Annotated in this window: 25 protein-coding genes; 10 read left to right on the forward strand and 15 right to left on the reverse strand. The window is 33.1% G+C overall.

Annotated features, from left to right (window positions below):
* Window positions 1-263 precede the first annotated feature (263 nt).
* The 9 genes from I4N53_RS02525 to gyrB form a co-directional block, all read right to left on the reverse strand.
* Window positions 264-464, reverse strand: a complete 201-nt coding sequence (locus tag I4N53_RS02525; RefSeq protein WP_214495502.1) for a hypothetical protein — start codon at window positions 462-464, stop codon at window positions 264-266.
* 98 nt (window positions 465-562) lie between these two features.
* The gene (locus I4N53_RS02530; RefSeq protein WP_028992397.1) at window positions 563-910 is read right to left on the reverse strand and encodes a hypothetical protein; all 348 of its coding nucleotides are present in this window, start codon (window positions 908-910) and stop codon (window positions 563-565) included.
* Between the two features lie 63 nt (window positions 911-973).
* Entirely contained in the window at window positions 974-1,252 is a 279-nt protein-coding gene (locus I4N53_RS02535; protein WP_013411791.1) for a hypothetical protein, read from the reverse strand.
* Window positions 1,253-1,261: 9 nt separating this feature from the next.
* On the reverse strand, window positions 1,262-2,689 hold the full coding sequence (locus tag I4N53_RS02540) for a phage minor capsid protein (RefSeq protein WP_214495503.1): 1,428 nt from the start codon (window positions 2,687-2,689) through the stop codon (window positions 1,262-1,264).
* Between the two features lie 6 nt (window positions 2,690-2,695).
* Window positions 2,696-4,132 carry a phage portal protein gene (locus I4N53_RS02545; protein WP_028992395.1) on the reverse strand — a complete coding sequence of 479 codons (1,437 nt, stop codon included), beginning with the start codon at window positions 4,130-4,132 and terminating at the stop codon, window positions 2,696-2,698.
* Window positions 4,133-4,174: 42 nt separating this feature from the next.
* Entirely contained in the window at window positions 4,175-4,381 is a 207-nt protein-coding gene (locus tag I4N53_RS02550; protein ID WP_028992394.1) for a hypothetical protein, read from the reverse strand.
* Between the two features lie 52 nt (window positions 4,382-4,433).
* On the reverse strand, window positions 4,434-4,733 hold the full coding sequence (locus I4N53_RS02555; protein ID WP_214495504.1) for a hypothetical protein: 300 nt from the start codon (window positions 4,731-4,733) through the stop codon (window positions 4,434-4,436).
* 354 nt (window positions 4,734-5,087) lie between these two features.
* Complete coding sequence (gene gyrA / locus I4N53_RS02560; protein ID WP_214495505.1) at window positions 5,088-7,505, reverse strand: DNA gyrase subunit A; 2,418 nt, start codon at window positions 7,503-7,505, stop codon at window positions 5,088-5,090.
* 12 nt (window positions 7,506-7,517) lie between these two features.
* Entirely contained in the window at window positions 7,518-9,419 is a 1,902-nt protein-coding gene (gyrB, locus tag I4N53_RS02565; protein ID WP_214495506.1) for a DNA topoisomerase (ATP-hydrolyzing) subunit B, read from the reverse strand.
* 352 nt (window positions 9,420-9,771) lie between these two features.
* Here gyrB and I4N53_RS02570 point away from each other — a divergent pair, with 352 nt between their 5' ends.
* Together I4N53_RS02570 and I4N53_RS02575 are read left to right on the forward strand one after the other, a co-directional pair.
* Window positions 9,772-11,112, forward strand: a complete 1,341-nt coding sequence (locus tag I4N53_RS02570) for a Mur ligase family protein (protein WP_028992528.1) — start codon at window positions 9,772-9,774, stop codon at window positions 11,110-11,112.
* Between the two features lie 11 nt (window positions 11,113-11,123).
* Window positions 11,124-11,855, forward strand: a complete 732-nt coding sequence (locus I4N53_RS02575) for a type 1 glutamine amidotransferase (RefSeq protein ID WP_009052051.1) — start codon at window positions 11,124-11,126, stop codon at window positions 11,853-11,855.
* A gap of 22 nt (window positions 11,856-11,877) precedes the next feature.
* Here I4N53_RS02575 and I4N53_RS02580 read toward each other — a convergent pair whose 3' ends face one another.
* From I4N53_RS02580 to dnaA, 6 genes are all read right to left on the reverse strand, one after another.
* Window positions 11,878-14,133 (reverse strand): TIM-barrel domain-containing protein, encoded by a 2,256-nt coding sequence (locus I4N53_RS02580; RefSeq protein ID WP_013149481.1) that lies wholly within the window; start codon window positions 14,131-14,133, stop codon window positions 11,878-11,880.
* Between the two features lie 12 nt (window positions 14,134-14,145).
* Window positions 14,146-14,403 carry an extracellular matrix regulator RemB gene (gene remB / locus I4N53_RS02585; RefSeq protein WP_012994188.1) on the reverse strand — a complete coding sequence of 86 codons (258 nt, stop codon included), beginning with the start codon at window positions 14,401-14,403 and terminating at the stop codon, window positions 14,146-14,148.
* 11 nt (window positions 14,404-14,414) lie between these two features.
* Window positions 14,415-15,503: a DNA replication/repair protein RecF gene (gene recF, locus I4N53_RS02590; protein WP_013149480.1), complete on the reverse strand. Its 1,089-nt coding sequence runs from the start codon at window positions 15,501-15,503 to the stop codon at window positions 14,415-14,417.
* A gap of 10 nt (window positions 15,504-15,513) precedes the next feature.
* Entirely contained in the window at window positions 15,514-15,720 is a 207-nt protein-coding gene (gene yaaA, locus I4N53_RS02595) for a S4 domain-containing protein YaaA (RefSeq protein ID WP_012994186.1), read from the reverse strand.
* A 20-nt stretch (window positions 15,721-15,740) separates the two neighbouring features.
* Entirely contained in the window at window positions 15,741-16,853 is a 1,113-nt protein-coding gene (gene dnaN, locus I4N53_RS02600; RefSeq protein ID WP_214495507.1) for a DNA polymerase III subunit beta, read from the reverse strand.
* A 236-nt stretch (window positions 16,854-17,089) separates the two neighbouring features.
* The gene (gene dnaA, locus I4N53_RS02605; protein ID WP_012994184.1) at window positions 17,090-18,421 is read right to left on the reverse strand and encodes a chromosomal replication initiator protein DnaA; all 1,332 of its coding nucleotides are present in this window, start codon (window positions 18,419-18,421) and stop codon (window positions 17,090-17,092) included.
* 508 nt (window positions 18,422-18,929) lie between these two features.
* Here dnaA and rpmH point away from each other — a divergent pair.
* From rpmH to rsmG, 8 genes are all read left to right on the forward strand, one after another.
* Window positions 18,930-19,064 carry a 50S ribosomal protein L34 gene (gene rpmH / locus I4N53_RS02610; RefSeq protein ID WP_012996282.1) on the forward strand — a complete coding sequence of 45 codons (135 nt, stop codon included), beginning with the start codon at window positions 18,930-18,932 and terminating at the stop codon, window positions 19,062-19,064.
* 36 nt (window positions 19,065-19,100) lie between these two features.
* On the forward strand, window positions 19,101-19,451 hold the full coding sequence (gene rnpA / locus I4N53_RS02615) for a ribonuclease P protein component (protein ID WP_012996281.1): 351 nt from the start codon (window positions 19,101-19,103) through the stop codon (window positions 19,449-19,451).
* Window positions 19,448-19,657 (forward strand): membrane protein insertion efficiency factor YidD, encoded by a 210-nt coding sequence (gene yidD / locus I4N53_RS02620; RefSeq protein WP_012996280.1) that lies wholly within the window; start codon window positions 19,448-19,450, stop codon window positions 19,655-19,657. Before rnpA ends, yidD begins: the two co-directional genes overlap by 4 nt.
* A gap of 17 nt (window positions 19,658-19,674) precedes the next feature.
* Window positions 19,675-20,295, forward strand: coding sequence for a YidC/Oxa1 family membrane protein insertase (locus tag I4N53_RS02625; RefSeq protein WP_013151059.1), 621 nt, complete (start codon window positions 19,675-19,677; stop codon window positions 20,293-20,295).
* A gap of 1 nt (window position 20,296) precedes the next feature.
* The gene (gene jag, locus I4N53_RS02630; RefSeq protein WP_013151058.1) at window positions 20,297-20,917 is read left to right on the forward strand and encodes an RNA-binding cell elongation regulator Jag/EloR; all 621 of its coding nucleotides are present in this window, start codon (window positions 20,297-20,299) and stop codon (window positions 20,915-20,917) included.
* Between the two features lie 92 nt (window positions 20,918-21,009).
* The gene (gene mnmE / locus I4N53_RS02635; RefSeq protein WP_012996277.1) at window positions 21,010-22,392 is read left to right on the forward strand and encodes a tRNA uridine-5-carboxymethylaminomethyl(34) synthesis GTPase MnmE; all 1,383 of its coding nucleotides are present in this window, start codon (window positions 21,010-21,012) and stop codon (window positions 22,390-22,392) included.
* An 8-nt stretch (window positions 22,393-22,400) separates the two neighbouring features.
* A complete protein-coding gene (gene mnmG, locus I4N53_RS02640; RefSeq protein ID WP_214495508.1) occupies window positions 22,401-24,302 on the forward strand; it encodes a tRNA uridine-5-carboxymethylaminomethyl(34) synthesis enzyme MnmG in 1,902 nt (633 codons plus the stop codon).
* Window positions 24,283-25,005 carry a 16S rRNA (guanine(527)-N(7))-methyltransferase RsmG gene (gene rsmG, locus I4N53_RS02645; RefSeq protein ID WP_013151055.1) on the forward strand — a complete coding sequence of 241 codons (723 nt, stop codon included), beginning with the start codon at window positions 24,283-24,285 and terminating at the stop codon, window positions 25,003-25,005. The genes mnmG and rsmG overlap by 20 nt, the downstream gene beginning before the upstream one ends.
* Window positions 25,006-25,303: the final 298 nt, after the last annotated feature.

The following is a 25,303-nucleotide window of genomic DNA, read 5'->3' on the forward strand; positions in this document are numbered from 1 at the left end:
CGTTCAAATTTTAAAAAAGGAGTTGGCTCTTTCATGGATTTAGTTTACTCTCACGTTTGCGGATTAGATGTCCATAAAAAGAATGTCGTAGCTTTGACCTAATAGATTTTTCATTTTTGGTATCCCTCATACAAACAGAAGGATACCAAATTTATGTACAAATCTGTACATTTTTATTTTCCACTTTTCGTACATTCTTATTTTATTATTTACAGTTACATGTTTTATCTGAACTATAAGGGATATAAAGTTTCCTCACTCCTTTACTTATCAAGTGCTTCTGTAGAACATTGTGCTATGCTCTGCCCATTAATACAAAACTTAATCTCTTTCTCCTCTGCCTTTTCTTTTTCTGCATTAATGGTGGTAGGAACAAGCTTAATATCAACGTAAGGGAATTCATCCCAAGCATCATAAAACTCTACTCTGAACAATCCACGTACTTTCATGCCATCGATATACACTTCAGTACCTATTGTTTTTAATTATTTCCATATTATACCATATTTCCATTGTTTTCCTACTTTCTCAAGGCATAATAAAAACACTCTTTGTTGAGTGCCTACTCGCTTTGGTTTGGCTTCATGCCTGCAAGCTTGAGTATGCTTTCAGGTGGTTCTTCGTTTAAAACATTGCGGTATAAGCTAACAAGTTTTCTTGCTGCTTTTCTTTTCTCTTCCATTGGTGCTTTTACGCCCCCACAAGCGCCAGCCAAAGCTGCAGCTGCTGCGTGTATGCCATTTCTATTTAAAGTACCATCTGGTTCACGGACTGGCAGTTTGCACTGTTCCTTACTTGTATATTCACTTTTCGGCACAAGATGTATTAAACAAGCATTCCACCATTGTTCTTTATCATAGTCACTTTCACTAAAACTGCTCCATGGCTTATTAGAAACCTTTTCTGACACTTGGTACTCACCTCCTTACAAGAAGGCATAAAAATACCACCTCAACCTTGCTCGGTTAGGTGGTTAAATTTGGGGTTTTAACTCGCCTTTTGCAACTTTATCCATATGCCACCACCAACCTGTTTCACCATTTGGTGGGCCTTTTACAAAAGGCGCAAGTTTATCAGCATATTTTAAAACTTTTTTTTGTAATTCTTTGCCTTCGGGTGTCTTGATTAGCTGTTTTTCTTGAAGAATATCAAGGATGTTCAATAAATAACTTACCGCAAAATAATCAGGTTCTTCCTCTTCAAAAATATCAAGACTTTCAGCTTCCATTTTAGCTTGTTCAAGTATTCCCATATTCTCACCTCACAAAATTCGGATATATGGCTGTTTTTCCAAATACTTTGCCCAATCTTCTTTATCCTCGAATGCCCAACCACTTGCATCCCTATTCATATGCTCATTAAACAAAGCTAAATTCACCTTGCGTTTTTCATATTTTACAAATGCCCAGCAAATATCTCCACGCTGTGGGTCTCTAAATGTGTATATCTCATCAGCATTTTTCTTGGTTTGCAACAAGAATTTTTTATATTTTGTTATATGTTCTTCTGTAATTTCTTTTTGATTTCTTGGTATCGTCTCATCAAATGTATACCCATGTTTTGCAACGTGATATTTTTCACGATACAACTCCTTTTCTTTTCTTGCCTCTAATATTAGCTCCTTTTTAATAAGCCAATGCGTGTTATCCCACTCAATTTGCCTTAGCTCAGCCAACTTTTTAATTAAAACTGAATAATCTTTTTCACTTTTTATTATAACTCTTGCTTGCTCATCATACAACTTTTTATTTTTAAGATATTCTCTTTCCACTTTATTGTAAAATTGCTGTTTCCGTTTTTCCTGTGCTTCTTTATATGCTTCCTTTTCTTTCTCACTTCTTGGATCCTCAGTTAACGATGTATTGCTATACTTTTCTGTCTCTTCGGCATTAGGATCAAGTTCTCGTATATATGGCATTAATACATGTCTACAGTTTGGATGACGAGGAATAACTACACCATCTTCTCCGTACTTTGGATATCTCCCGTCTTTACCTGAAAGGCTGTATACTTTACCCTGAATTGGTGCACATAAATGACATGTCGGATAGTGTGTAGACACTTTCACCAAATCAATATCGAATTCCTTGCAAGCATTAATAGTCGCCACCGTTGCTGCTTCTCTTGTCAATGTCCTTGCAACCATCTCAGCATAACTATCAAGTCTCCATTCCCTACCTAGCCTGTCTTTGAAGCCTGTTAAACCCTTGCTCAATAGCCTCTCCATCAAATCTTTTTTCATCTGCTGCCATGTTTCACCACTGACATACTTTTTACCTGCTGCTTCTAAACTTGCTTTTCTAAAATAATCATCAAATTTACGTCCCACAAACTGAGTTGCATCTCTGAGATTGTCATAAAGATTTTGCGCTAACACATCTACTGCTCTCTGATGTATTTGACTAAAACTTGGATTTTGGATTGCTTCGCCCTTTAACTGTTTAATAAAAGCCATTACTTCAATATAGTTCTGTTGATATATCTTTGGCACATTTTCTTCAATCCACTTTGCAGCGTTTTGGTCTAACTGTTCTAATATCTGCATTATTTGTTTGAAAATATCTTTGAAATAAACTGTATCTTGTTTCTTTACTTCTTTTTCCAATATTACTTTAAGAACATTCAAAAAACCCTGCCGATAGAGTTCGACAAGGCTTTGTATGAGTTTTTCTTCGTCAAAGTTAGGCATTATCTATCACTCACTTTGTTGTTGCTGATTCTGTTGTGTTTGTAATGTTGTTGTAAATAATGCTGGAGCCTCTTGTGCTGTCTCAACCGCTATCTTCGCTAGTTCTTGTTTTAAAGTCTCTGCGTCAAATTCAAATAAATGTTTTAAAGCTGTTTCTCTGCTTATAAGCCCGTTTTGAACAAGCATTGAATAGATTTCTGCCTGCTCTTTTTCATCATCTGGTAATCCGTCGTTCCAAGCGATATTAATTGTCTCCAGTTCTATCCCATTGCCATATAAAGCATCTAATTTACTTGCAAGCCGTAAAATTTTCTTTATAGCAGGGTCAAACCTCATGCGTATTCGGTTTACTTTTGCGAGAGGCGCCATCATTAAGCGTCTTAATGCACTACCTGACTCCGCAAGGCCCTGTTTTAACTGCCCAAAAGCAGCGGCACTTGTTTCTGATAGTGCATAAAATTGCTCCATTAGCAGGTCTATTTCTCTAAATGCAGCATCAAGCTTCCCATCCCACACCACATAACCCGGTGGTTGTTCGCCTTGTTCTACAGGAAAATATTTTCCTCCTCCTCTGACAACCCACTCACCGAGCTCGTTTTGTTCAAGTGCTGTAGCAGGCCCATACATGTTAGGGTCAGCGTGCTTATCAAGGATTCTACTTATCTGTGCAATTCTGACTTCTATCTCTTGAATTATACTATCAAGGTCGCTATAGTCATCCAAGCCGTATATTCTGTCGCTTGTCTGCATATTATGAACTGGTACCACTAAGAAATCATCAATTCCCGTATATATTTCCGGTTCTAAATCAGGGTAAAAAGTTTTTATATCAATTTCGTTTTTTATAATTCCATCTTGCAATTCAAAAAGTCTATTTGTGATTTTACCTCTTTCGTGTATTTCAAGTCTAAGATAAGTTGTCTTTTTGTCCTTGTTCAGTAGTGTTGGTGTCGGTATATCAAACGTCCAAGCTATGATATGAGCCTGTACGTCTTTGATATTGTCCGCATTAACAACAGGAAACCATAAAGCTGGTGGTATTGCTTCTATAATTGCTTTTTTATCATATCTTGTTTTAAATATGCCATCGCCATATCTACTTAAATCTATTGCTACTTCGTAAGCCGTGTTTAAAAAGTTATTATTTTTGATAATTTTATCTAACTGTTCTTGCTCTTTACTTCCTGTTTCTCCTGCTGTTATTCTAGGTGGTTCTCCTAATAACAAATCTGCCCATAACGTCGATAAGCGTTTAGGCCAATTTAAAATAATCTCTAGCGTTGCTTTTTTGTCATCTCTAAGCAACCTAACCCAATCTTTAAATACAAGTTCATGCCTACCTTCAAAGAGCTTTCTGTTTTGGTCATAACGCTGTAGTCTTTCCATTTCGCTATCTGGAGGCCATTTTGCACCAATATCACAAAAACTCAAATCCGTCATCATCTCATCATCACCTTATTATACGAAACGAAAAATTTCGGATAATTACCAGCCCACTGGTTTATCTATGACCTTCATACTATGCCTCATTGTATATAAACCATAACATTCGGCATCACTTGCATGGTCATTTTGTTTGAGTGACTTATCTTCTCCTTTTTGTTGTGCTTTTGTATCCCAAACATAAGAAGCTTTTTCTTTTATCAAGTTCTTGCAGCTTTCATGAATGAAATATCTGTTGTTGCTAAGCAATGTTGATACCTACCTAATACCGTCAAGCACTTCGTTATCTGCTTTTCTAACATTAAAAAATCCGTCTTTGCGAAGCTGAAGCTATAAAGCTCGCTGCCGACGGATCAACTACTATGTTTGTTATATGTTTGTCACCGATAAACTCTTTCAAGTCTCGTGAATATTCAGCGACTGTTTTTTGTCGCCCTCCTTTGCTACTGTCGTAATAATATTCTTTCAAATTATAATAAGTATTACCCTTTTTCCCTTGCAATAAAAACACCGTTGGATTATTCGTACCGTAGTCAACAGCTACCCAATATCTTTCGCATTCCGGTATTTCCGTAAGAATATGTTTGCTTTCATCAAACATATCATAAATGACGCCCTTGGCAAGTACCCATAAACCAAGAATAAACCTCTTATACCAAAGGCCTGTATACTGTTGTTTTATCTGAAGATGGATATAAACGAAGTTATCGACTGCAACAAGTTAATAGAAGAAATTTTTTCTCTTTTAATGATGCATAAAGATCTGGGATAGTTGAATATTGTTTTCGCTAATGAAACTTCTCAATTGTGTTAAAAGTAATATTTTTAGAAACTTCTTTCTTCTGTGGTTTATATTTTTAATCTTTGCCAAGAAAAAGTATGAAATATTAATCTAAAAATACACAAAATATTTTTCATTCAACTTAGATAAGCCCTCAAAACTGAGGGCTTCAATTTACTCTTCATTTTCTATTCTTGCAGTAGAAACAACCCTGTCACCATCATCCAGCTTCATAAGAGTTACACCTCTCGTGTCTCTGTGCATCTTAGATATTTCAGACACCTTCATTCTTATAAGAATTCCATTTGCAGAAATTATCATAAACTCATCTTCCGGATTTACCGACCTTATAGATACTAATTTACCGGTTTTTTCACTAAGTCTTATTGCAATTATTCCTTTTCCCGCTCTTGTTTGAAGCCTGTATTCCTCTAAATCAGTTCTTTTTCCAAATCCTTTTTCTGTAACTACCAAAATTTCGCTACCCGGGTGAACAAGGTCCATTTCTACCACTTCATCATCTTCTCTCAAGGAAATAGCTATTACACCCTTTGCCACCCTTCCCATAGGCCTTATGTCTTTTTCATTGAACCTTATAGCATAGCCTTTAGCAGTTCCTATAATTATTTCTCTTTCTCCATTTGTCAATTTTGTATTTATAAGCTCGTCATTCTCCTCCAATGTAATAGCTATTATACCATTCCTTTTAATCGACTTGAATTCTTCTATAGAAGTCTTTTTTATTATGCCTTTTTTAGTACACATAACAACATATTTAATATCTTGAGACTTTTTAAGAGGAATAACCGCTGTGACTTTTTCTCCTTGACCTATCTGTATGAGATTGACAATAGCCGTGCCTTTTGCCTGCCTTCCTGTTTCAGGAATATCTATAGTTCTTAAACTATATACCTTCCCTTTGTTTGTAAAGAACAACAATCTGTCATGAGTTGTAGTAATAAAAATATCCCGTACAAAGTCATCTTCTCTTGTTGATATACCTAATATGCCCTTTCCCCCACGTTTTTGCGCCTTATAAGTATCAAGAGGCATTCTCTTTATATATCCATAGTGTGTCATTGTCACTACAACATCTTCCAATTGAACCAAATCCTCTAAATCTAACTCTTCTTCTTTTGACACAATGCTTGTCTTTCTCGGAGTAGCATATTTATCTTTTATTTCCAAAAGCTCTTTTTTGATTATTTCCAGCACTTTTCTTTCATCTGCCAAAATTTCCTTCAATTCTTTTATCTTTTCAATTAACTCCTTAAGCTCATCTTCTACTTTTTGCCTTTCAAGCCCAGTCAACCTTCCTAATCTCATGTCAACTATCGCTTGTGCTTGTTTTTCGCTTAACCCAAACTTATCCATTAAATTTTGCTTAGCAATTGCTTCTGTCTTCGAACTTCTTATTATGTTTATAACTTCATCAATGTGGTCAAGAGCAATTTTTAACCCTTCTAAAATATGTGCTCTTTCTTCCGCTTTTCTTAAGTCAAAATTTGTCCTTCTCGTTACAACATCTGCTTGATGATCTACATACTTTTCTATAATCTGCTTTAAATTTAATATTTTTGGCTCCCCGTCTACAAGAGCTAACATTATAGCTCCAAAGGTCTGCTGCATTTGTGTGTGCATGTACAGTTTATTAAGTATCACCTTTGGATTGACATCTCTTTTTAGCTCTATTACAATTTTCATTCCATTTCTATCAGATTCATCTCTTAAATCAGAAATTCCTTCTATGTGCTTGTCACGGACTAACTCAGCTATCTTTTCAATTAACTTAGCTTTAAGAACCATATAAGGAATTTCAGTAATTACGATTCTCATCTTACCGTGATGTTCTTCAATTTCTGCCTTTGCCCTAACGACAATTTTACCTCTTCCTGTCTCATAAGTCTCTTTTATACCGTCTCTTCCTAGAATTATTCCTCCTGTAGGAAAGTCAGGTCCCTTTATATACTTCATCAGTTCATCTACTGAAATATAAGGATTGTCTATATAAGCGACAATGCCATCTATGACTTCTCCTAAATTGTGAGGAGGAATATTGGTAGCCATACCTACAGCAATGCCTTGAGAACCGTTGACTAAAAGATTAGGAAATCGAGAAGGAAGCACAACTGGTTCTTTTAAAGTCTCGTCAAAGTTTGGCACAAAATCTACTGTTTCTTTATTTATATCTGTAAGCATTTCAAGGGCAATTTTTGAAAGCCTCGCTTCCGTATATCTCATGGCAGCTGGAGGGTCTCCATCTATGCTTCCAAAGTTTCCGTGTCCATCTATCAAAGTTTCTCTCATTGAAAAATCCTGTGCCAGTCTCACTAAAGTATCATAAACAGCCGCATCACCGTGAGGATGGTATTTTCCTAAAACTTCACCAACAACTGCAACGCTCTTTTTAAATGGCTTGTCAGGGGTTAATCCCAACTCATTCATAGCATAGAGAATCCTTCTATGAACTGGTTTTAAACCATCTCTCACATCTGGCAGTGCTCTTCCAACAATTACACTCATTGCATAATCTATATAAGATTTTTTCATTTCATCTTCAATGTCTACCGGGATTACTTTATCTTCGCTCATCTATTCCACCTCTTATATGTCTAAATTTCTTACTGTTTTTGCATATCTTTCTATAAATTCTCTTCTTGGCTCGACTTTGTCTCCCATTAAAATAGTAAAAATTTCATCTGCGGCTATTGCATCCTCTAATGTAACTTTAAGAATTGTCCTTTTCTCTGGATCCATAGTTGTATCCCACAATTGGTCAGCATTCATTTCTCCAAGACCTTTATACCTTTGAACAGTATAATTTTCCCTTCCAATTTCATTTAAAATCTTGTCTAATTCTCTATCCGAGTAAGCATAATATACTTTTTTGCCTTTTGTAATTTTATATAAAGGTGGTTGAGCAATGTACACATTTCCATTTTCAATTAAAGGTCTCATAAACCTATAGAAAAATGTTAAAAGCAGTGTCCTAATATGGCTTCCATCTACATCCGCATCTGTCATTATGACTACTTTGTGGTATCTTAATTTACTTATATCAAATTCATCTCCTATTCCAGTACCTAAAGCAGTTATCATTGCTCTTATCTCTTCATTAGATAGTATCTTGTCAAGTCTTGCCTTCTCCACATTTAAAATTTTTCCTCTGAGTGGAAGTATCGCTTGGAATCTGCTGTTTCTACCTGATTTAGCAGAACCTCCTGCAGAGTCACCCTCTACCAAGAAAAGCTCACATTTAGAAGGGTCTTTCTCTGAGCAGTCGGCAAGTTTACCCGGCAAAGTAGTATTCTCAAGAGCAGACTTTCTTCTGGTAAGCTCTCTGGCTTTTCTCGCAGCTTCCCTTGCTCTTGCTGCTTGAGTAGCTTTTTCTACTATAATTTTTGCAACTGAGGGATTTTCTTCTAAAAAAGCCGAGAGTTTTTCTGTTACTACATTTTCTACAATAGACCTCATTTCAGAATTTCCTAATTTTGTTTTAGTCTGCCCTTCAAATTGTGGATTTTTTAATTTTACACTTACAATAGCTGTAAGTCCTTCTCTTACATCTTCACCCTGTAAATTTCTCTCGTTATCTTTTATAATACCGTATTTCCTTGCGTAATCATTAATGACTTTAGTCAAAGCTGCTTTAAAGCCTACTAGATGAGTACCACCTTCTCTAGTATCAATATTATTAGCAAAACTAAAGATATTTTCATTATAACTATCATTATATTGCATGCAAACCTCTACTTCATATTCAGTGTTTTTTGCTTCCATGTATATAGGCTCATCATGGAGAACTTCTTTGTTTCTATTGAGATATTTTACAAAAGATATAATTCCACCTTCATAATTAAAGACCTCTTCTTTTCCGTCTCTTTCGTCTATAAGCTTGATATTTATACCTTTATTTAAAAACGCTAATTCTCTCAATCTTTGAGCTAATACCTCATAATCGAATACAATTTCTTCAAAAATTTCCTTATCCGGCTTAAAAGTAATAGTTGTACCTGTCTCTTCTGTCTCTCCAATAACCTCTAAATCCGTTTTTGGAACTCCTCTTTCATATATTTGCCTATAAATTTTCCCATGTTGTTTTACAATAACTTCTAATTTTTCAGATAATGCATTTACAACAGAAACACCTACTCCGTGCAATCCTCCAGATACTTTATAAGCGTCATTATTAAATTTTCCACCTGCATGTAACATCGTTAAAGCTACTTCTACAGCCGGTTTTCCAACTTTTGGGTGAACATCTGTAGGTATACCTCTTCCGTCGTCTTCAACCGTTATAGAATTATCTTTGTGTATAGTAACTACTATATTTTTGCAATAACCGGCCAATGCTTCGTCTATACTATTATCGACTACTTCGTATACAAGGTGATGCAATCCCCTGCTGCCAGTAGAACCTATATACATTCCTGGCCTTTTTCTTACTGCTTCTAAACCCTCTAATATTTGTATTTGACTCGCAGTATAAGTTTCATCCTTTGCCATATTCACAACCTCCGCAAAATTATCCAACAGTTTTATTTTATCATTCTTTTAAGAATTGCTCAATTCAAATGATTTCCCGAAAAATTTCCCGGGAAATGAGATAATTTTATTTTTATTATTACCTATAATATAATAATACTTAACACATGTACCTATAATATAATATACTTAAATTGGAGGGAATTCAATGGCTACCCCTGAAGATTTTTTAAAACTTGACATAAGAATATACAAATTGCTGACTTCGTATCCGAAGTTTTAGGAGTAGATGATGAAGAAGGAAATGTAGTATTGCTTTAACCAGAAAGAAGAGTAAAAATAGGAAATAAAATTTACTAGAAGGTGGTAAATAGTGAAATTTTTAAGTGTCAACTTAGGTAAACTTGTGAACATATCTTGTAAAATAACAGGAAAAGGTGGAACATCTTTACCTGGAAAAATAGCGCTTAAATCTGATTCTCGATTAATAAAAAAGTTAATTGAACCTCTAAAAGAAAGCAAAGTGATGATAACAGGTACAAATGGCAAAACTACAACTTCTGGATTAATAGCCCATATTTTGAATACCGCTGGAAAAAGTGTCGTACATAATAAAGAAGGAGCAAATATGAAAACAGGAATTGCAACTGCTTTAATAAAAAGCAGCGATTTTTTAGGAAATTTAAAAAAAGAAGCAGCCGTTTTTGAGGTAGACGAAGCAAACATGCCAATTGTAATTGAAGATATAAATCCTAATATAGTAATAATAACTAACTTTTTTAGAGACCAATTAGACAGATACGGAGAATTAGATATAACAGTAGAAAAAGTAAAAAACGCCCTTTTAAAACTGCCACAAGAATCTATAATATTACTAAATGCTGATGAACCTTTTACAGCTTCAATAGGAGATGAGATAAAATCAAAAGTCTTTTACTATGGAATTGATGACAACATTGAAGGAATTAACTCATCTTCTTTTGAACAAAAATACTGTCCTATTTGTGGCCACAAATACGAATATAGAAGAATATATTACGGGCAACTGGGAGACTATTACTGCCCCAATTGTGGCAAAAAGCGTCCAAATCCTCATTTTAAAGCTACTAATATATTTTTAAATGAAGATGGAATAAATTTTAATCTATACTATAAAGATAAAATCTTTACATTTAAAAGTAGATTAATAGGCATATACAACGTTTATAATTTATTAGCAGCTATATCTGCTAGCATTTTGTTGAACATAGACTTTAACACTATATCAAAAGCAACAGAAAACTATTGGCCAATAGAAGGAAGATTGCAAAAAACTAAAATAAAAAACAAAAAAGCTATAATAAATTTAATTAAAAACCCTATTGGTTTTGAAAGCACCTTAAATATGCTATCTCAATTTAATAAACCTTTAAACCTTTTAATCTCTATAAATGATAACTACGCGGATGGAAGAGATGTATCTTGGTTGTGGGACGTAAACCTAGAAGACTTTTTATCAAAAACAAAGGTAAATTATATAATAACTTCTGGTTTAAGAGCTGAAGACATGGCAGTAAGACTCAAATATGCAAATTTTGATATTAATAAAATAAAAGTTATAAACTCTGTAGATAAAGCTCTTGATACAATATCTGAACTAACTAAGGAAGAATTAATAGCAGTACTTCCCAATTATACATCTCTTTATGATGTAAATAAATACTTAAACTCATAGGAGGAAAAAGAATGAAACTTGTCATTGGTCATATGTATCCAGACTTATTAAATTTATATGGAGACTTAGGAAATATTTTGACATTAAAAAGAAGAAGTGAATGGCGAAACATTGAAACCGAAGTAAAATCAATTACGGTAGATTCAAATACGAATTTTACTGATATAGATATACTTTTTTTAGGAGGCGGATCTGATAGAGAACAAAAAATTGTAAGCGACGACTTGACAATCAAAAAGGGTAAAAATCTTAAATCAGCTATTGAAGACGGTTTGACTGTATTAGGTATATGTGGTGGATACCAACTTTTAGGAAATTATTATCAAACCTCAAAAGGTGAGAAAATAGAAGGCGTTGGTGTATTAGATATGTGGACTGTTGCTGGTACCAAAAGGATGATAGGAAATGTAGTAATCGATGCGAATATAAATGAAAAAAACTTTAAAATGGTGGGCTTTGAAAATCACTCTGGGAAAACATATCTTGGAAAATCTAGTCCTTTAGGGAAAGTAATAATTGGAAGGGGAAATAACGGAGAAGATAAAACAGAAGGATGTATTTATAAAAATGTGTATGGAACATACCTTCATGGGCCAGTACTTCCTAAAAATCCTGAATTTGCAGATATTTTAATTGAAACTGCTTTAAAGAGAAAATATGGCAAAGTAGAATTAACTCCTTTGGACGATTCTTTAGAACAGCAAGCTAAACAATCTTTGATAGAAAGATTTGTAAAAAAATAGAGGCCTAGGGGCCTCTATTTTTTTACAATATAACTTCGCATTTTTCCTTATCAACTTTTTTCCCATTTATTTTTACTTCTTCAATTTCATCAAAATTTTTCAACACAAATTTATATTTCTTTACTCCCTTCTCATATCCCGAGTGAATCCTATCAAATTTTATATCTATTTTTCCCCCTTGATATTTAAAGCCTATTTCAAAGAGGTTATAAATCCCTTTAGTATAATCAAAGGACTTTCCATCATCTTCATAATGAAGATAATGCCCTTCTTCTCCCTTATAAATCTCTATTATTATCTCTTTTATCTCTTTTTCTCCAACAAAGGATTGAGGTTGTTGCTTTAATAATATTCCTCCTTTTTTTACAAAAAGAGGTACTATATCTATGGGAGCATCCACAAGATAATAGCTTTCTCCTTTAAATTCTTTCCCTGTCCAATAATCATACCATATACCCTTCGGCAAATACACTTCTCTTTTTTCTTTAGAAGGTAAGTATATAGGTGCAACCAATAAATTATCTCCTAACAGAAATTCGTCGTATATTTTATGAGTGTTTTCATCATCTTGATATTCAAAAACCAATGGTCTCATAATAGGATAGCCTTTTTGAGATGCAATGTAAAACAAATCATATAAGTAAGGCAAAAGTTCATATCTCATTTTTATATATTTTCGAGAAATATCTTCTGCTTTTTTGCCAAAAGACCAAGGTTCTTGATCTTTAGTCCCTATCGCAGAGTGAACCCTTAAAAAAGGAGTAAAGATAGCCGCTTCTATCCACCTTATAAAAAGTTCTTCATTGCAATCTCCTTCAAATCCCCCCACATCTGCTCCTGCAAACGGTTGTCCAGAAAGCCCAATATTTATAAGCATTGGCATCATCATAAGAAGGTGTTCGTACAAACTTTTGTTATCACCTGTCCACATTGCTGCATATCTTTGTATGCCTGAAAAACCAGCTCTTGTCAACACAAAAGGCCTTTCATTAGGTTTTATTCTTAGTAAACCATCTCTTGTTGCCATTGCCATGTAATTTGCATAAACGTTATGGGCTTCTTTGTGAAGTATCTTTTCTCCATCTAAAATATGAATATTATCCTCTGGCATAGTTTTAGTAGGAGTTTCAAATACGGCTGGCTCATTCATATCATTCCATATACCATCAATTCCATCCTTTATAAATTCTCTGTGCTTTTCACCCCACCAATATCTTACTTCTTCTTGTAAAAAGTCAGGAAAACAAGCTTCCCCTGGCCATACTTTTCCAACGTAGGTTATACCGTATTTATCCTTTACAAAATAACCCTTTTCAATTCCTTCTCTGTAAACATGGTAGTCGTAATCCCTCTTAACTCCTGGATCTACAATCGTCACTACTTTAAATCCCATTTCTTTAAGCTGCTTTAGCATTTCTTTATAATTTTTAAATGTATCTTTATTCCATGTGAAAACTCTATATCCTTCCATGTAATCTATATCGAGATATATCACGTCACAAGGAATATCTTTTTCTCTAAAAGTTTTTGCAATCTTAAGTACTCTCTCTTGCGGAGTATAACTATATCTGCTTTGTTGATAACCTAATACCCATAATGGCGGCAGGCTCATTCTTCCTGTAAGATATGTATAATTTTCCACAACCTCTTTTATGTCTCGTCCGTATATAAAGTAGTAGTTCATCTGGCCACCATATGCTCCAAAAAAGTAATATTCTTGGCTTTCCTGTCCCATATCAAAAAAAGACCTAAAGCTATTGTCTAAAAATATTCCATAAGTGTGATAATCGTTCATTCCTATGAAAAAAGGGTAAGACTCATATAAAAGTTTTGTAGTCTGGTTATGAGTCATAAACTCATCTGTATTCCACATCTCTAACCTTTCGCCTTTTTTGTCGAGATATCCTGCTTTTTCTCCAAAACCGTAAAAATGGTCTTCTCTTAACTTTTTATAGCATCTAACATCTGTTTCACTAAATTTTACTCCTCCCTTGTAATCCTCATTAATTATACTTTCATTTTTATCTAAGAAACTCACAGAAAGGTCATTTTTGTCTATTTTTACTTTTAAAGAATTAGTTTCAATTAATATACTTTCTAATTCTTCTTTTAAAGTGAACTTAGGAATATCGTATTCTTTTCTTTCTATAGCAATTGTATCTTTCCTTTTTTCTTCTTTATCACTTACAAAAACGTTAATAATTTTATCGCTTAATACCCTAAGCTCCAGCTTTCTTTTTTCATTTCTTACAATAATTCCTTCTGATGTTTTTATCAATTTGATACCTCCCTATGCATCTATTTTTTGTGTTCTTTTTATAAGGGTAAAAGCAGAAATTGGTGATAAATAAATAACACTTCTCTTATCCCTTTCTGTGATTATAAAAGACTTTGGCTTCTCACTAGAAATTCTTACAATAAACCCTTCTTCCTCTGCTATTTTTAAAAACTGTAAAGTTGCCTCCGAAGTAGTTACAACATCCATGTCAAAAATAGCTATAATGTCTTTGTCAGAGACTACCACATTGCCGCCTAAATGGACATACATTTTTTGACCCCCTACTCCTTAATAACAACTCCATTAGATATCTTAAAATAACAATCTCCTTTTAAATCTCTTTTTGTAGTATGGGTTATAAAAGTCTGAAAACCTTTTAATTTCTCTAAGACATACTTTTTTCTATTTTCATCTAATTCTGACATTACATCATCCAAAAGCAGTACTGGTTTTTCATTAGTCGCCTTTTTTAAAATTTCAAACTCTGATAATTTAAGGCACAAAGCCGCTGTTCGCTGTTGACCTTGAGAAGAATACACTCTTGAATCATAGCCGTTTATAATAATTTTAAAATCTTCCCTATGGGGACCAACTTGTGTTGTAAGATACTTTAAATCCAAATCTATATTCTTTGATAATTTTTCTTTCAATCTTTTTTTTACTGTCTCTTCATCTGAAGCATCTTTCAGTCCCACACTATTTAAGTAGACAATTTCCGCTTTTTCATTGGAAATTTCAAGTAAAAATTTTTTTATATTAATTTCTAGGTTTTTTAAATAATTTTGTCTCACCATAATTATTTTTGCCCCGTATTCTACTAACTGGTCATCAAAAATTTCCAATATATTTTTACTTTTTCCTTCTTTTATGTTTTTTAATAGTTTATTTCTATTCATTAGTATTTTGTTATATTGCATGAGGTTATAGAGATAATTCTTTTCAATAATAGATATACAAGAGTCTAAATATTTTCTGCGATGGGAAGGTCCTTCTTTTATTATATTTAAATCTTCAGGAGAAAAAATGACTGTCAAAAGTTGCCCTAAAAGTTCGGAAATCGACTTTATTTTATTGCTATTTACTTTAATAACTTTATTACCATCTTTTTTATATCCAAACTCTATTTTTTTATCGTTATTTTCTTGACAAATTATTGCTTTTACATAAAAATAATTTTCTCCAAATCTTACTAGCTCTGTACTTTTACTCCCTCTAAAAGACCTTCCCATGCTTAAAAGTCTAATACTTTCTAATAAATTGCTCTTCCCTTGTGCATTTAAACCATAAAATATATTTATTCCTTCGCAAAATTCTATTCTTTGCTTTTCTAAGTTTCTAAAATTGTCGACAAATAACTCCTTCACATACAAGTTAAATTCCTCACTTTATGATATAAGTTTTTCCCTCTACTTCAATTATATCATTTTTGCGAAGTTTTTTACCTCTTTTTAATTCTATTGCGCCGTTTACTTTTACTTTTCCTTCTAAAATAAATTGCTTTGCTTGTCCCCCAGTCTCGCATATTTTCATATATTTTAAAAATTGCCCCAAGGTAATATATTCCGTCTCTATAGGAACTTCTATCATGAAAAAACACCTCTTGATTTTTAATTGAGCTTTACAGGAAGTATCATATAAAGATAATCTTTGCTTCCTATAGGTTTTATTATTAACGGATTTATACTATTTATGAAATAGAGCGTTATTTCTTCTTCATCGATGGCTCTTAAAGAGTCTAGTAAATATCTGGAATTAAAAGCAATCTCAAGAAACATTCCTTTTACATTAACTTCTATCTTTTCTACCATCTTTCCCTTTTCAGAATTGGAAGAGACAGTAATAAATTTATCACCTATTTCGAACTTAATCAAATTATTTTTGCTTTCTGCAATTAGGGAAGCTCTTTCAATACTTTCAGTTAAAACTTCCCTTTTAACTACCACTTCAGTCCTATAATCCTTTGGCAGAACAGCATTGTAGTTTATAAAGCTTCCTTCTAAAAGCCTTGATATTACCTTTGTATTTTCAATTTGGAATAGCACTTGATTAGCAGTATGGTATATATCTATTTCTGTTTCCTCATCTTCTAAGATTTTATATATCTCTTCCAAAGTTTTACCTGGAATTACTATAGAATATTTCTCTATACCTTCTTCAAAAAATTTTTCCTCACTTTGATAAGTGTATATGGCCATTCTGAATCCATCTAAAGCCACTGCTTTTATTTCATTTGGAAATACTTCAAATAAAACACCTGTCAAAATCGGTCTTGTTTGCTCGTGGGCAATGCAAAAGACTGTCTTTTTTATTAAATCCTTCAGAATATTTTTGGTCAATTTAAAAGAGTTTTCCTTTGATACTTGAGGAATTTCGGGAAACTCTACAGCATCACTTCCTGCAATAGTGAAATTTATACTATCGCAGATCACATTTACTGTATTTTGAGAATCACTTTCTATTTTTACATCCTCTTCAGGCAATTTTCGGACTAATTCTGAGAAAATTTTTGCAGGTACTACTATTTCCCCTTCTTCTTCTACCATGGCAGGAATTTGGCATTCTATTCCTATATCCAGGTCGGTTCCTGAAAATTTAACTTGATCTTTTAAAGCTGTGATTTTTATTCCTTGGAGAATGGGAAGTGTGGTACGGGAGGATACCCCCCTTATTGCAATATTTACTCCTTCAAATAATGAATTTTTGTCACACACAAATTTCATTTTTTTCACTCCTGTTTTCAAGAATATTTTTTTTGAGTTAGAACATATAATAAATAAAATAAGCATTTTAGTAGTCGTAATAATAGAAAGTGTTAGTATGTTAGTAATTGCTTATAAGCAAAGAAAGAGTCGATAATTGTTTGTTGATAATTTCTGAGTAACAAGTTGAATTTATTAACAGTATTCACAAATAAAAAATTTTAAAACATATAAACAGGGTTATCCCTGTTTATATGTTAATAACCTTTTATTCTCTTTTTTAATTCTTCAATCTGTCTTGAAAGAAGTTCGTCTTCTTTTATTTCATTAGAAATTTTTTCATAAGCATGTATTACAGTTGTATGGTCTTTTCCAAATTCTTCTCCTATCTTGGGAAGCGATAAATCTGTCAACTCTCTTGCTAAGTACATAGCAATTTGCCGTGGGTAAGCTATGTTTTTTGTCCTTTTGCGGGACCTAAAATCTTCTAATTTTATGTTATAATACCTACAAACTTCTTCTTGGATGAGTTTTACAGTTATTTCTCTTGTTTTATTAGATACAATTTCTTTTAAGGCTTGTTTAGCTAATTCTAGATCAATATTTGCTTTTGTAAGATTTGAAAAAGCTACAATTCTTATTAGTGCTCCTTCTAATTCTCTTATGTTTGATTGAATTTTTTCTGCCACATAGGCTAAAACTTCGTCGGGGATATTTAGATTTTCTGTTTGAGCTTTTTTCTTAAGTATTGCAATTCTCGTTTCATAATCTGGTGGCTGTATATCAGCGATTAAACCCCATTCAAACCTTGACCTTAGTCTTTCCTCTAAAGTTGGAATTTCTTTTGGAGGCCTGTCACTGGAAATAACTATTTGTTTGTTTGCTTCATAAAGAGTGTTAAAGGTATGAAAAAATTCTTCTTGAGTTCGTTCTTTTTTTGCTATAAATTGAATATCATCTATTAGAAGGACGTCAATATTTCTGTACTTGTTTCTAAATTCTTCATTTTTGTCGTCTTTTATGGAGTTAACCAACTCATTTGTAAACGTTTCTGATGTAACGTACATTATTTTGTAGCCACTTTGGTGTTTATTAATAAAGTGTCCTATTGCATGCATTAAGTGGGTTTTACCTAGACCCACTCCTCCGTAGATAAATAAAGGATTGTATGCTTTTGCTGGAGCTTGAGCTACTGCAAGGCATGCAGCGTGAGCAAGCTTATTGCTGTTTCCAACAACAAAGGTGTCGAAAGTATATTTTGGATTTAGAGTAGAAAGAGTAGTGGATTCAGTTGAGTTTTCTTTTTCAATAGATTCTTTAATTTCTCTGTATTCTTCTTCGTCTTCTGATAATATTTTAATCTCGTATAACTTGTTTGAAGCTTTTGAAGCTGCATCATAAATAATATTTATATATCTTCCGTTTATTATATTTTTTGTAAAGGTATTGGGAGTACTTAAAAATAACACATTATCAATGATTGCTAGTGGTTTTATGTGGACTAACCAAGTATTGTAGCTGGTGGGGGTGAGTTCACTTTTTATAACCTCCACTATCCTCTCCCATATTTGACGATGATCTCCATACATTGTATGACCTCCTAAGCCCATCAATAAAATGTGGATAACTTATTTAAAGGGGTGGCATAATATATTATCGGTATAATTTAATTGTTAATAAGTTTAATTTAATTTTGTGGATTTTTTGGTTTGATAATTATTATATAAGTCTATTTGCACATATTGTTGATAAGTTATGTTTTGATAAAAAAAACGGATAAAAAAATTAAAATACCCGTATTATAAATGTAATGAATAAAGAAACTAACATGTAAATAACAACTTATCCACAAATTTATCAACAACCTGTGAATAAGTTGTTATTTTTGTGGCTACAATTTATTTAAGTTATCAACAGTTTAATTTTATAATAACAAATTATCAACAGATTATCAATAAGAAAAATAATTTTGTCTACAGTTTAATGTAGATAATTTTTAAGTTGTTGATAATTTTTTTATTTCAAAAGACTTGTTGACATACTCAGTAATTAACGTTATAATTTTTATAGCATTTTTAGGTTTTAGGAGGTGTACCAATGCTTCGCACTTATCAACCCAAAAAAAGACGTAGAAAAAAAGTACACGGTTTTAGAAAGAGGATGTCTACCAAAAGTGGTCGAAATGTTTTAAAGAGAAGAAGACAAAAAGGTAGACATAGGTTGACAGCGTGAGGCCTTTGGGGCCTTTTTTACAATCCGGAGGTATAAATGAGTAATAAGGTTGTAAAAATTAAAAAGAGTTATGAATTTAAAAAGGTTTATTCAAATGGTAAATCTACTGCTAATCAGTTTGTTGTAATGTATTATATGGAGAATAATTTAGGCTTTAATAGAGTTGGCTATTCAGTGAGTAAAAAAATAGGTAAAAGTGTGGTAAGAAATAGAGTTAGAAGGCTTTTACATGAAAGTTTTAGACTTTTAGATATTGAGATAAAAAAAGGGTTTGATATAATTTTTGTGGCGAGAGGAAAAATTGTTGAGGCCGATTTTCACACTTTAAAAAGTTCCATGAGAAAATTAATTATGAAAACACCTCTTTATGCGGGGAATGAAAAATGAAAAATGTTGTTATTTTTTTAATTAAGTTGTATCAAAGATATATTTCGACTATGAAGCCAAGGAGCTGTAGATTTTACCCAACTTGTTCTCAATATTCTATAGAAGCAATATCAAAGTATGGACTTTTGAAAGGTGGAATTATGTCAGTTTGGCGGATTTTAAGGTGCAATCCCTTTAATCCGGGGGGATATGACCCTGTAAAATAAATTTTTGGAGGTATATTATGGCAACAATTGCTATGTATTTAGGAGAATTATTAGAGTTTATATATAAATATGTAGGGAATTATGGCATTGCTATAATTATTTTCACTATTTTAATTAGGATACTACTTTTGCCTTTTTATGTGCAGCAAATGAATACGATGAAAAAGATGAAAGAAATACAACCTCTTATACAAGAACTTCAAAAGAAGTATGCTAAAGACCCTCAAAAATTAAATATAGAAACAATGAAATTGTATCAAGAGAAAAAAGTAAATCCTTTTGGTGGCTGTTTACCTATGCTATTACCTTTGATAATATTGTGGCCCCTTTTTGCAATGCTTCGAACTTATCCAGCATTTTCGACTGCATCTTTTTTATGGATGCATAGCCTTGCAGAAAGAGATCCTTATTATATAATCCCTATTTTGGCTACGGTGACTACTTATATATCTTCTGCAATGGTAGCAACAGACAAAAGTCAAAATTCTATGAATATAATGATGTCAATTTTTATAGGATGGATAACTGTTTCTTTGCCGGCAGGGATAGGAATATATTGGGTTACAAGTAATATATTTCAGATAGTGCAGCAGTATATTTTTATGAGAGAGACCAATACCGCTAAGGGGGAATCATAAATTGAAGGAGCTTATAAGGACAGGCAAGACAGTGGAAGAAGCTGTAAATCTTGCCTTGCAGGAATTTGGTGTGCCGAGAGAAATGGTAGAAGTGGAAGTGTTGGATGAAGGGGGTAAAGGTTTTCTGGGCCTTATAAGCAAACAGGCAATAGTTAAAGTGATTTTAAAAGATGTAATAAAAGAAAGTGCTAAAAATTTTTTACAGCAAGTAATTGAAGCAATGAAGCTCGATGTGAAATTTGACATAGAAGAAAATGAGAATACCATAAAGTTTAATTTACATGGGAAAAACGTGGGATTGCTTATAGGACATCGGGGAGAGACATTAGATTCATTGCAATATCTTGTAAATGTTGTTGCCAGCAAGTATAGAGGGTATGATAGATATAGAAGGATTATATTAGATGCAGAAAATTATAGAAAAAGAAGAGAAGAGGCTTTAATTAGGCTTGCAAAAAAATTAGCCAAAAAAGTAATGGAGACAAAGGAAAGCGTTGAGTTGGAGCCCATGAGTCCTAATGAGAGGCGAATAATTCACATGGCTTTGCAGGACCATCCTTATGTAGAGACGTATAGTGAAGGAGAGGAGCCTAACAGAAGAGTCATAATAGCTTTAAAATAATACCCTGTCAAGGGGTTTTTTTATATTTTGATTGAAAAGCCAAAAATATTGGTATATTATTTTATAAGATAATTTTTTGGTTGGTGATGAAAATGGCTTTTGATACAATTGCAGCTATTTCTACTTTTCCAGGGGAAGCAGGAATTGGAATAGTTAGAATAAGTGGAGATGATGCTTTAGAGATAATTTCAAAAATTTTTAAACCCTATAAAGCTAAAGATATAAAAAAGGTAAAAAGCCATACTTTACATTATGGACATATAGTAGACCCTGAAACACAAGAGATATATGATGAAGTTTTAGTATCTATCATGAAAAAACCAAATACCTATACAAGAGAGGATATAGTTGAAATAAATTGTCATGGAGGAATAGTAATTACTTCTAAAATTTTAGAATTAGTGTTAAAACAAGGTGCTCGTTTAGCCGAACCAGGGGAATTTACAAAAAGAGCTTTTTTAAATGGGCGAATTGATTTATCTCAGGCCGAAGCAGTGATAGATATAATTACTGCTAAGACTATGCTTGCTAATAAATACGCTCAGAAGCAGTTGGCTGGATATGTTGGAAGTAGAATAAAAGAGATGAAAGATAAAATTATGGGGCTGCTAGTCCATCTTTTAGCTTTAATAGATTTTCCCGAAGAGGATGTGGAGGAACTAGAAAGAAAAGAAATGTTAGAAACTGCCAAGGAAATAGTGGAAGATATCGATAAACTCATTGTATCTTCTGAAAGTGGAAGGATTATAAGAGAAGGACTTAAAACTGCCATAATTGGTAAACCAAACGTTGGTAAATCCTCTCTTTTAAACGCCTTATTAAAAGAAAATAGAGCTATTGTCACAGATATACCAGGGACCACCAGGGATATTATTGAAGAATATATTAATGTAAAAGGTATTCCAATAAAGCTTATTGATACAGCAGGAATTAGGGATACAGACGAATTAGTGGAAAAAATAGGAGTTGAGAGAAGCAAAGAGGTTTTGGCTGAAGCAGATTTGATATTGTTTGTGCTGGATGCTTCACGAGAGTTGTCTGAAGAAGACTACCAGATTTTTGACATTTTAACAGAAAAAAACATTATATTTGTGTTGAATAAGATAGATCTACCTAAAAAAATTGACGAAAGTAAATTAAAAAGTCTTATTAAAGATGGTATAATAATAGAGGTTTCAACTGTTGAAAGAATTGGATTAGAAAAATTAGAAAACGCCATTTATGATTTAGTTTTTAGAGGAGACATAAATTTAAGAGAAGAAGAAATAATAATAAATTCGCGGCATAAAGAAGCCCTTATCAATGCTAAAAAATATATGGAAAGCTGTGTTAAAGCTATCGAAATGGGGTATAGTGAAGACCTAATTACAATTGATTTAAATGCAGCTCTTGACCAATTAGGTAAAATTACTGGTGAGACGGCAACTGAGGATTTAATAAATGAAATTTTTGAAAGATTTTGTGTAGGAAAGTAGGTGAAAGTATGAGTTTTATTGCAGGTGAATACGATGTTGCAGTGGTTGGGTTGGGACATGCGGGCAGTGAAGCTGCTCTTGCCTGTGCAAGGTTGGGTCTTAAAACAGTAGGTTTTGCTGTAAATTTAGATTCTATTGCTTTGATGGCTTGCAATCCTTCTATTGGAGGCCCTGCAAAGTCTCAGTTGGTGAGAGAAATTGACGCTTTAGGTGGGGAAATGGCTATAAATACAGACAAATCACTACTACAAATCCGCACTTTAAATACTAGTAAAGGTCCTGCTGTAAGGTCTTTGAGGGCACAAGTTGACAAGAAGCTTTACCAAGCAAACATGAAGTATACTTTAGAAAGACAGCAAAACCTTGATATAAAACAGGCGGAAATTGTAGATATTTTGGTAGAAGACAATAAAGTCACGGGAGTTGTGACAAAATTAGGCGCGATATATAAATGTAAGGCTTGTATTATTACTACAGGTACCTTTTTAAAAGGAAGAGTTATAATTGGTGATGTAAGTTTTGAAAGTGGACCTAGTGGGCTTTTTCCGGCTAATGAACTTTCTGAGACTTTAAAACGATTGGGCTTTAAATTGATGAGATTTAAAACGGGTACTCCTGCAAGAGTTGATAAAAGAAGTATTGATTTTTCCAAAATGGAAATGCAGCCGGGGGATGAAGTAATTACTCCTTTTTCTTATATGCATGATAAAATTGAAATAGAGCAGTTGCCCTGTTGGCTTACTTATACTAATAAAAGAACTCATGAAATAATCATGGCGAATATTGACCGTTCTCCTCTTTTTAGTGGTGAGATAACAGGTGTAGGAGTAAGATACTGCCCTTCTATTGAAGATAAAGTAGTAAAGTTTCCTCACAAAGAGAGGCATCAAATTTTTATTGAACCAGAAGGATTAAATACTTATGAAATGTATGTACAAGGTATGTCTTCCAGTTTGCCTGAAGATGTACAATTGGAATTTTTGAGGACTGTTCCAGGCCTTGAAAATGTAAGAGTGATGAGGCCAGCTTATGCTATTGAATATGACTGTATAGACCCAACGCAATTAAAAGCTACTTTAGAGTCTAAAAAAATTGAAGGGCTGTATTTTGCAGGACAAGTCAATGGCACATCTGGATATGAAGAAGCAGCTGCTCAAGGTTTAATGGCGGGAATAAATGCTGCCATGAAGCTTTTGAACAAACCTCCTGTAATTTTGGATAGGTCTCAAGCTTATATAGGAGTATTGATTGATGATTTAGTAACAAAAGGTACAAATGAGCCTTATAGAATGCTCACTTCGAGAGCAGAGTATAGACTTCTGTTAAGACAAGATAACGCAGATTTAAGATTGACAGAGTTAGGTTATGAGATAGGTCTTGTAACAGAAGAAAGATATGAAAAATTTTTAAAGAAAAAGATCCAGTTAGAAAAAGAGATGAAAAGACTTGCTAGAGTTGTGATAAAGCCCTCTGAGGAAGTCAATAATTTTCTCATATCTAGAGGAAGTACTCCTTTGGTTACAGGAGTTGACCTTTATACTTTGCTAAAGCGACCTGAAATTGATTATAAGTCTACTAAATTTTTAGATAAACAAAGACCCGATAATATTTTAGAAAGTGTGGCTGAACAAATAGATATAAATATTAAATATGAAGGATATATATTAAAACAACTAAGACAAATTGAACACTTTAAAGCTTTAGAAAACAAAAAGATTCCAGAAAATATTGATTATTATCAAATTCCTGGTTTGAGCAATGAAGCAAAAGAGAAATTGACAAAAATAAGACCTACTTCAATTGGACAGGCTTCGCGTATTTCAGGAGTTTCGCCGGCTGATATTTCTGTGCTTTTAATTTACATGGAGCAGTTAAGGAGAAATAAAAGCGATGAAAAACAAATCGGTTGATATGCTAATTGATGGGGCTAAGAAGTTAGGTATATTTATGGAAATGTTCCATGTGGAACATTTCCATAAATATTATTCTCTTTTATTGGAATGGAATAAAAAAATGAATTTAACAGCAATTACAGAAGAAAGTGAAGTTGTGATTAAGCATTTTTTAGATAGCTTATCTGTGGTTAAGAGTGGTAAAATAAAAGGAGAAGAAAAAATTATAGACGTTGGTACAGGCGCTGGTTTTCCTTCTATTCCTTTAAAAATTGTGTTTCCTAAATTAAAAGCTACTCTTTTAGATTCTTCTAAAAAAAGAATTACTTTTTTAGAAGAAGTTATAAATAAATTGGATATAAATGAAATAGAATTAATTCACGGAAGAGCTGAAGATATAGGAAAAGACATAAAATATAGAGAACAATTTGATTTATCCGTGGCAAGAGCTGTTGCACCTTTAAATATTTTATTGGAATATACTCTTCCTTTTGTAAAAGTAGAGGGTTATTTTATTGCTTTAAAAGGAAGAGAGATTGAAGAGGAAATAGAAAATACTCAAAAAGCTTTGAGAGAATTGAAAGGGAAAATCGAGGAAGTTATGGAAATCAGACTTCCTTATAGCGATATAGTTCATCATTTGATAATTATTAAAAAAGTAGATAAATGTCCGACAAAATATCCTAGAAGAGCAAATGCTATACAAAGATCTCCTTTATAAACTTAAAGGAGAAAATTTCGGCGACTAAACATAAGCTTCCCATCGGACTCCGTAGCGTCGGTCACATTCAGCGTCCTTGCCTTAGTGGCTTCTCCGCCCTTTTTGGCTTTGGACCTACCTCCGTCCCTCGGCCTCGCTAAGTTTAGTTGCTACTTTTAACAAGTCACTTCATAAATGCAAAATGCCTCTTTTATATGAAAAAAGGTTTGTCAACAAACTGCAGTCTAAAAGTAATTTTAGACTGCTCAGACTGTAGACAAACTTTCGTAAAGGAGATATTTTGCATAAGGAGCGACTT

Origin of the sequence: Thermoanaerobacter sp. CM-CNRG TB177, from assembly GCF_018588165.1 — a bacterium.
GTDB lineage: Bacteria > Bacillota > Thermoanaerobacteria > Thermoanaerobacterales > Thermoanaerobacteraceae > Thermoanaerobacter > Thermoanaerobacter thermocopriae.

Excerpts from the sequence above, each read along its gene's own strand:
- gyrB (WP_214495506.1), bottom strand. The coding sequence starts at position 9,419 with ATGGCAAAGGATGAAACTTATACTGCGAGTCAAATACAAATATTAGAG.
- mnmE (WP_012996277.1), top strand. The coding sequence starts at position 21,010 with ATGGCTTTTGATACAATTGCAGCTATTTCTACTTTTCCAGGGGAAGCA.
- rnpA (WP_012996281.1), top strand. The coding sequence starts at position 19,101 with ATGAGTAATAAGGTTGTAAAAATTAAAAAGAGTTATGAATTTAAAAAG.
- mnmG (WP_214495508.1), top strand. The coding sequence starts at position 22,401 with ATGAGTTTTATTGCAGGTGAATACGATGTTGCAGTGGTTGGGTTGGGA.
- dnaN (WP_214495507.1), bottom strand. The coding sequence starts at position 16,853 with ATGAAATTTGTGTGTGACAAAAATTCATTATTTGAAGGAGTAAATATT.
- I4N53_RS02540 (WP_214495503.1), bottom strand. The coding sequence starts at position 2,689 with ATGCCTAACTTTGACGAAGAAAAACTCATACAAAGCCTTGTCGAACTC.
- rsmG (WP_013151055.1), top strand. The coding sequence starts at position 24,283 with ATGAAAAACAAATCGGTTGATATGCTAATTGATGGGGCTAAGAAGTTA.
- I4N53_RS02535 (WP_013411791.1), bottom strand. The coding sequence starts at position 1,252 with ATGGGAATACTTGAACAAGCTAAAATGGAAGCTGAAAGTCTTGATATT.
- I4N53_RS02575 (WP_009052051.1), top strand. The coding sequence starts at position 11,124 with ATGAAACTTGTCATTGGTCATATGTATCCAGACTTATTAAATTTATAT.
- gyrA (WP_214495505.1), bottom strand. The coding sequence starts at position 7,505 with ATGAGCGAAGATAAAGTAATCCCGGTAGACATTGAAGATGAAATGAAA.
- I4N53_RS02625 (WP_013151059.1), top strand. The coding sequence starts at position 19,675 with ATGGCAACAATTGCTATGTATTTAGGAGAATTATTAGAGTTTATATAT.
- dnaA (WP_012994184.1), bottom strand. The coding sequence starts at position 18,421 with ATGTATGGAGATCATCGTCAAATATGGGAGAGGATAGTGGAGGTTATA.
- remB (WP_012994188.1), bottom strand. The coding sequence starts at position 14,403 with ATGTATGTCCATTTAGGCGGCAATGTGGTAGTCTCTGACAAAGACATT.
- I4N53_RS02545 (WP_028992395.1), bottom strand. The coding sequence starts at position 4,132 with ATGATGACGGATTTGAGTTTTTGTGATATTGGTGCAAAATGGCCTCCA.
- yidD (WP_012996280.1), top strand. The coding sequence starts at position 19,448 with ATGAAAAATGTTGTTATTTTTTTAATTAAGTTGTATCAAAGATATATT.
- I4N53_RS02555 (WP_214495504.1), bottom strand. The coding sequence starts at position 4,733 with ATGTTTGATGAAAGCAAACATATTCTTACGGAAATACCGGAATGCGAA.
- rpmH (WP_012996282.1), top strand. The coding sequence starts at position 18,930 with ATGCTTCGCACTTATCAACCCAAAAAAAGACGTAGAAAAAAAGTACAC.
- yaaA (WP_012994186.1), bottom strand. The coding sequence starts at position 15,720 with ATGATAGAAGTTCCTATAGAGACGGAATATATTACCTTGGGGCAATTT.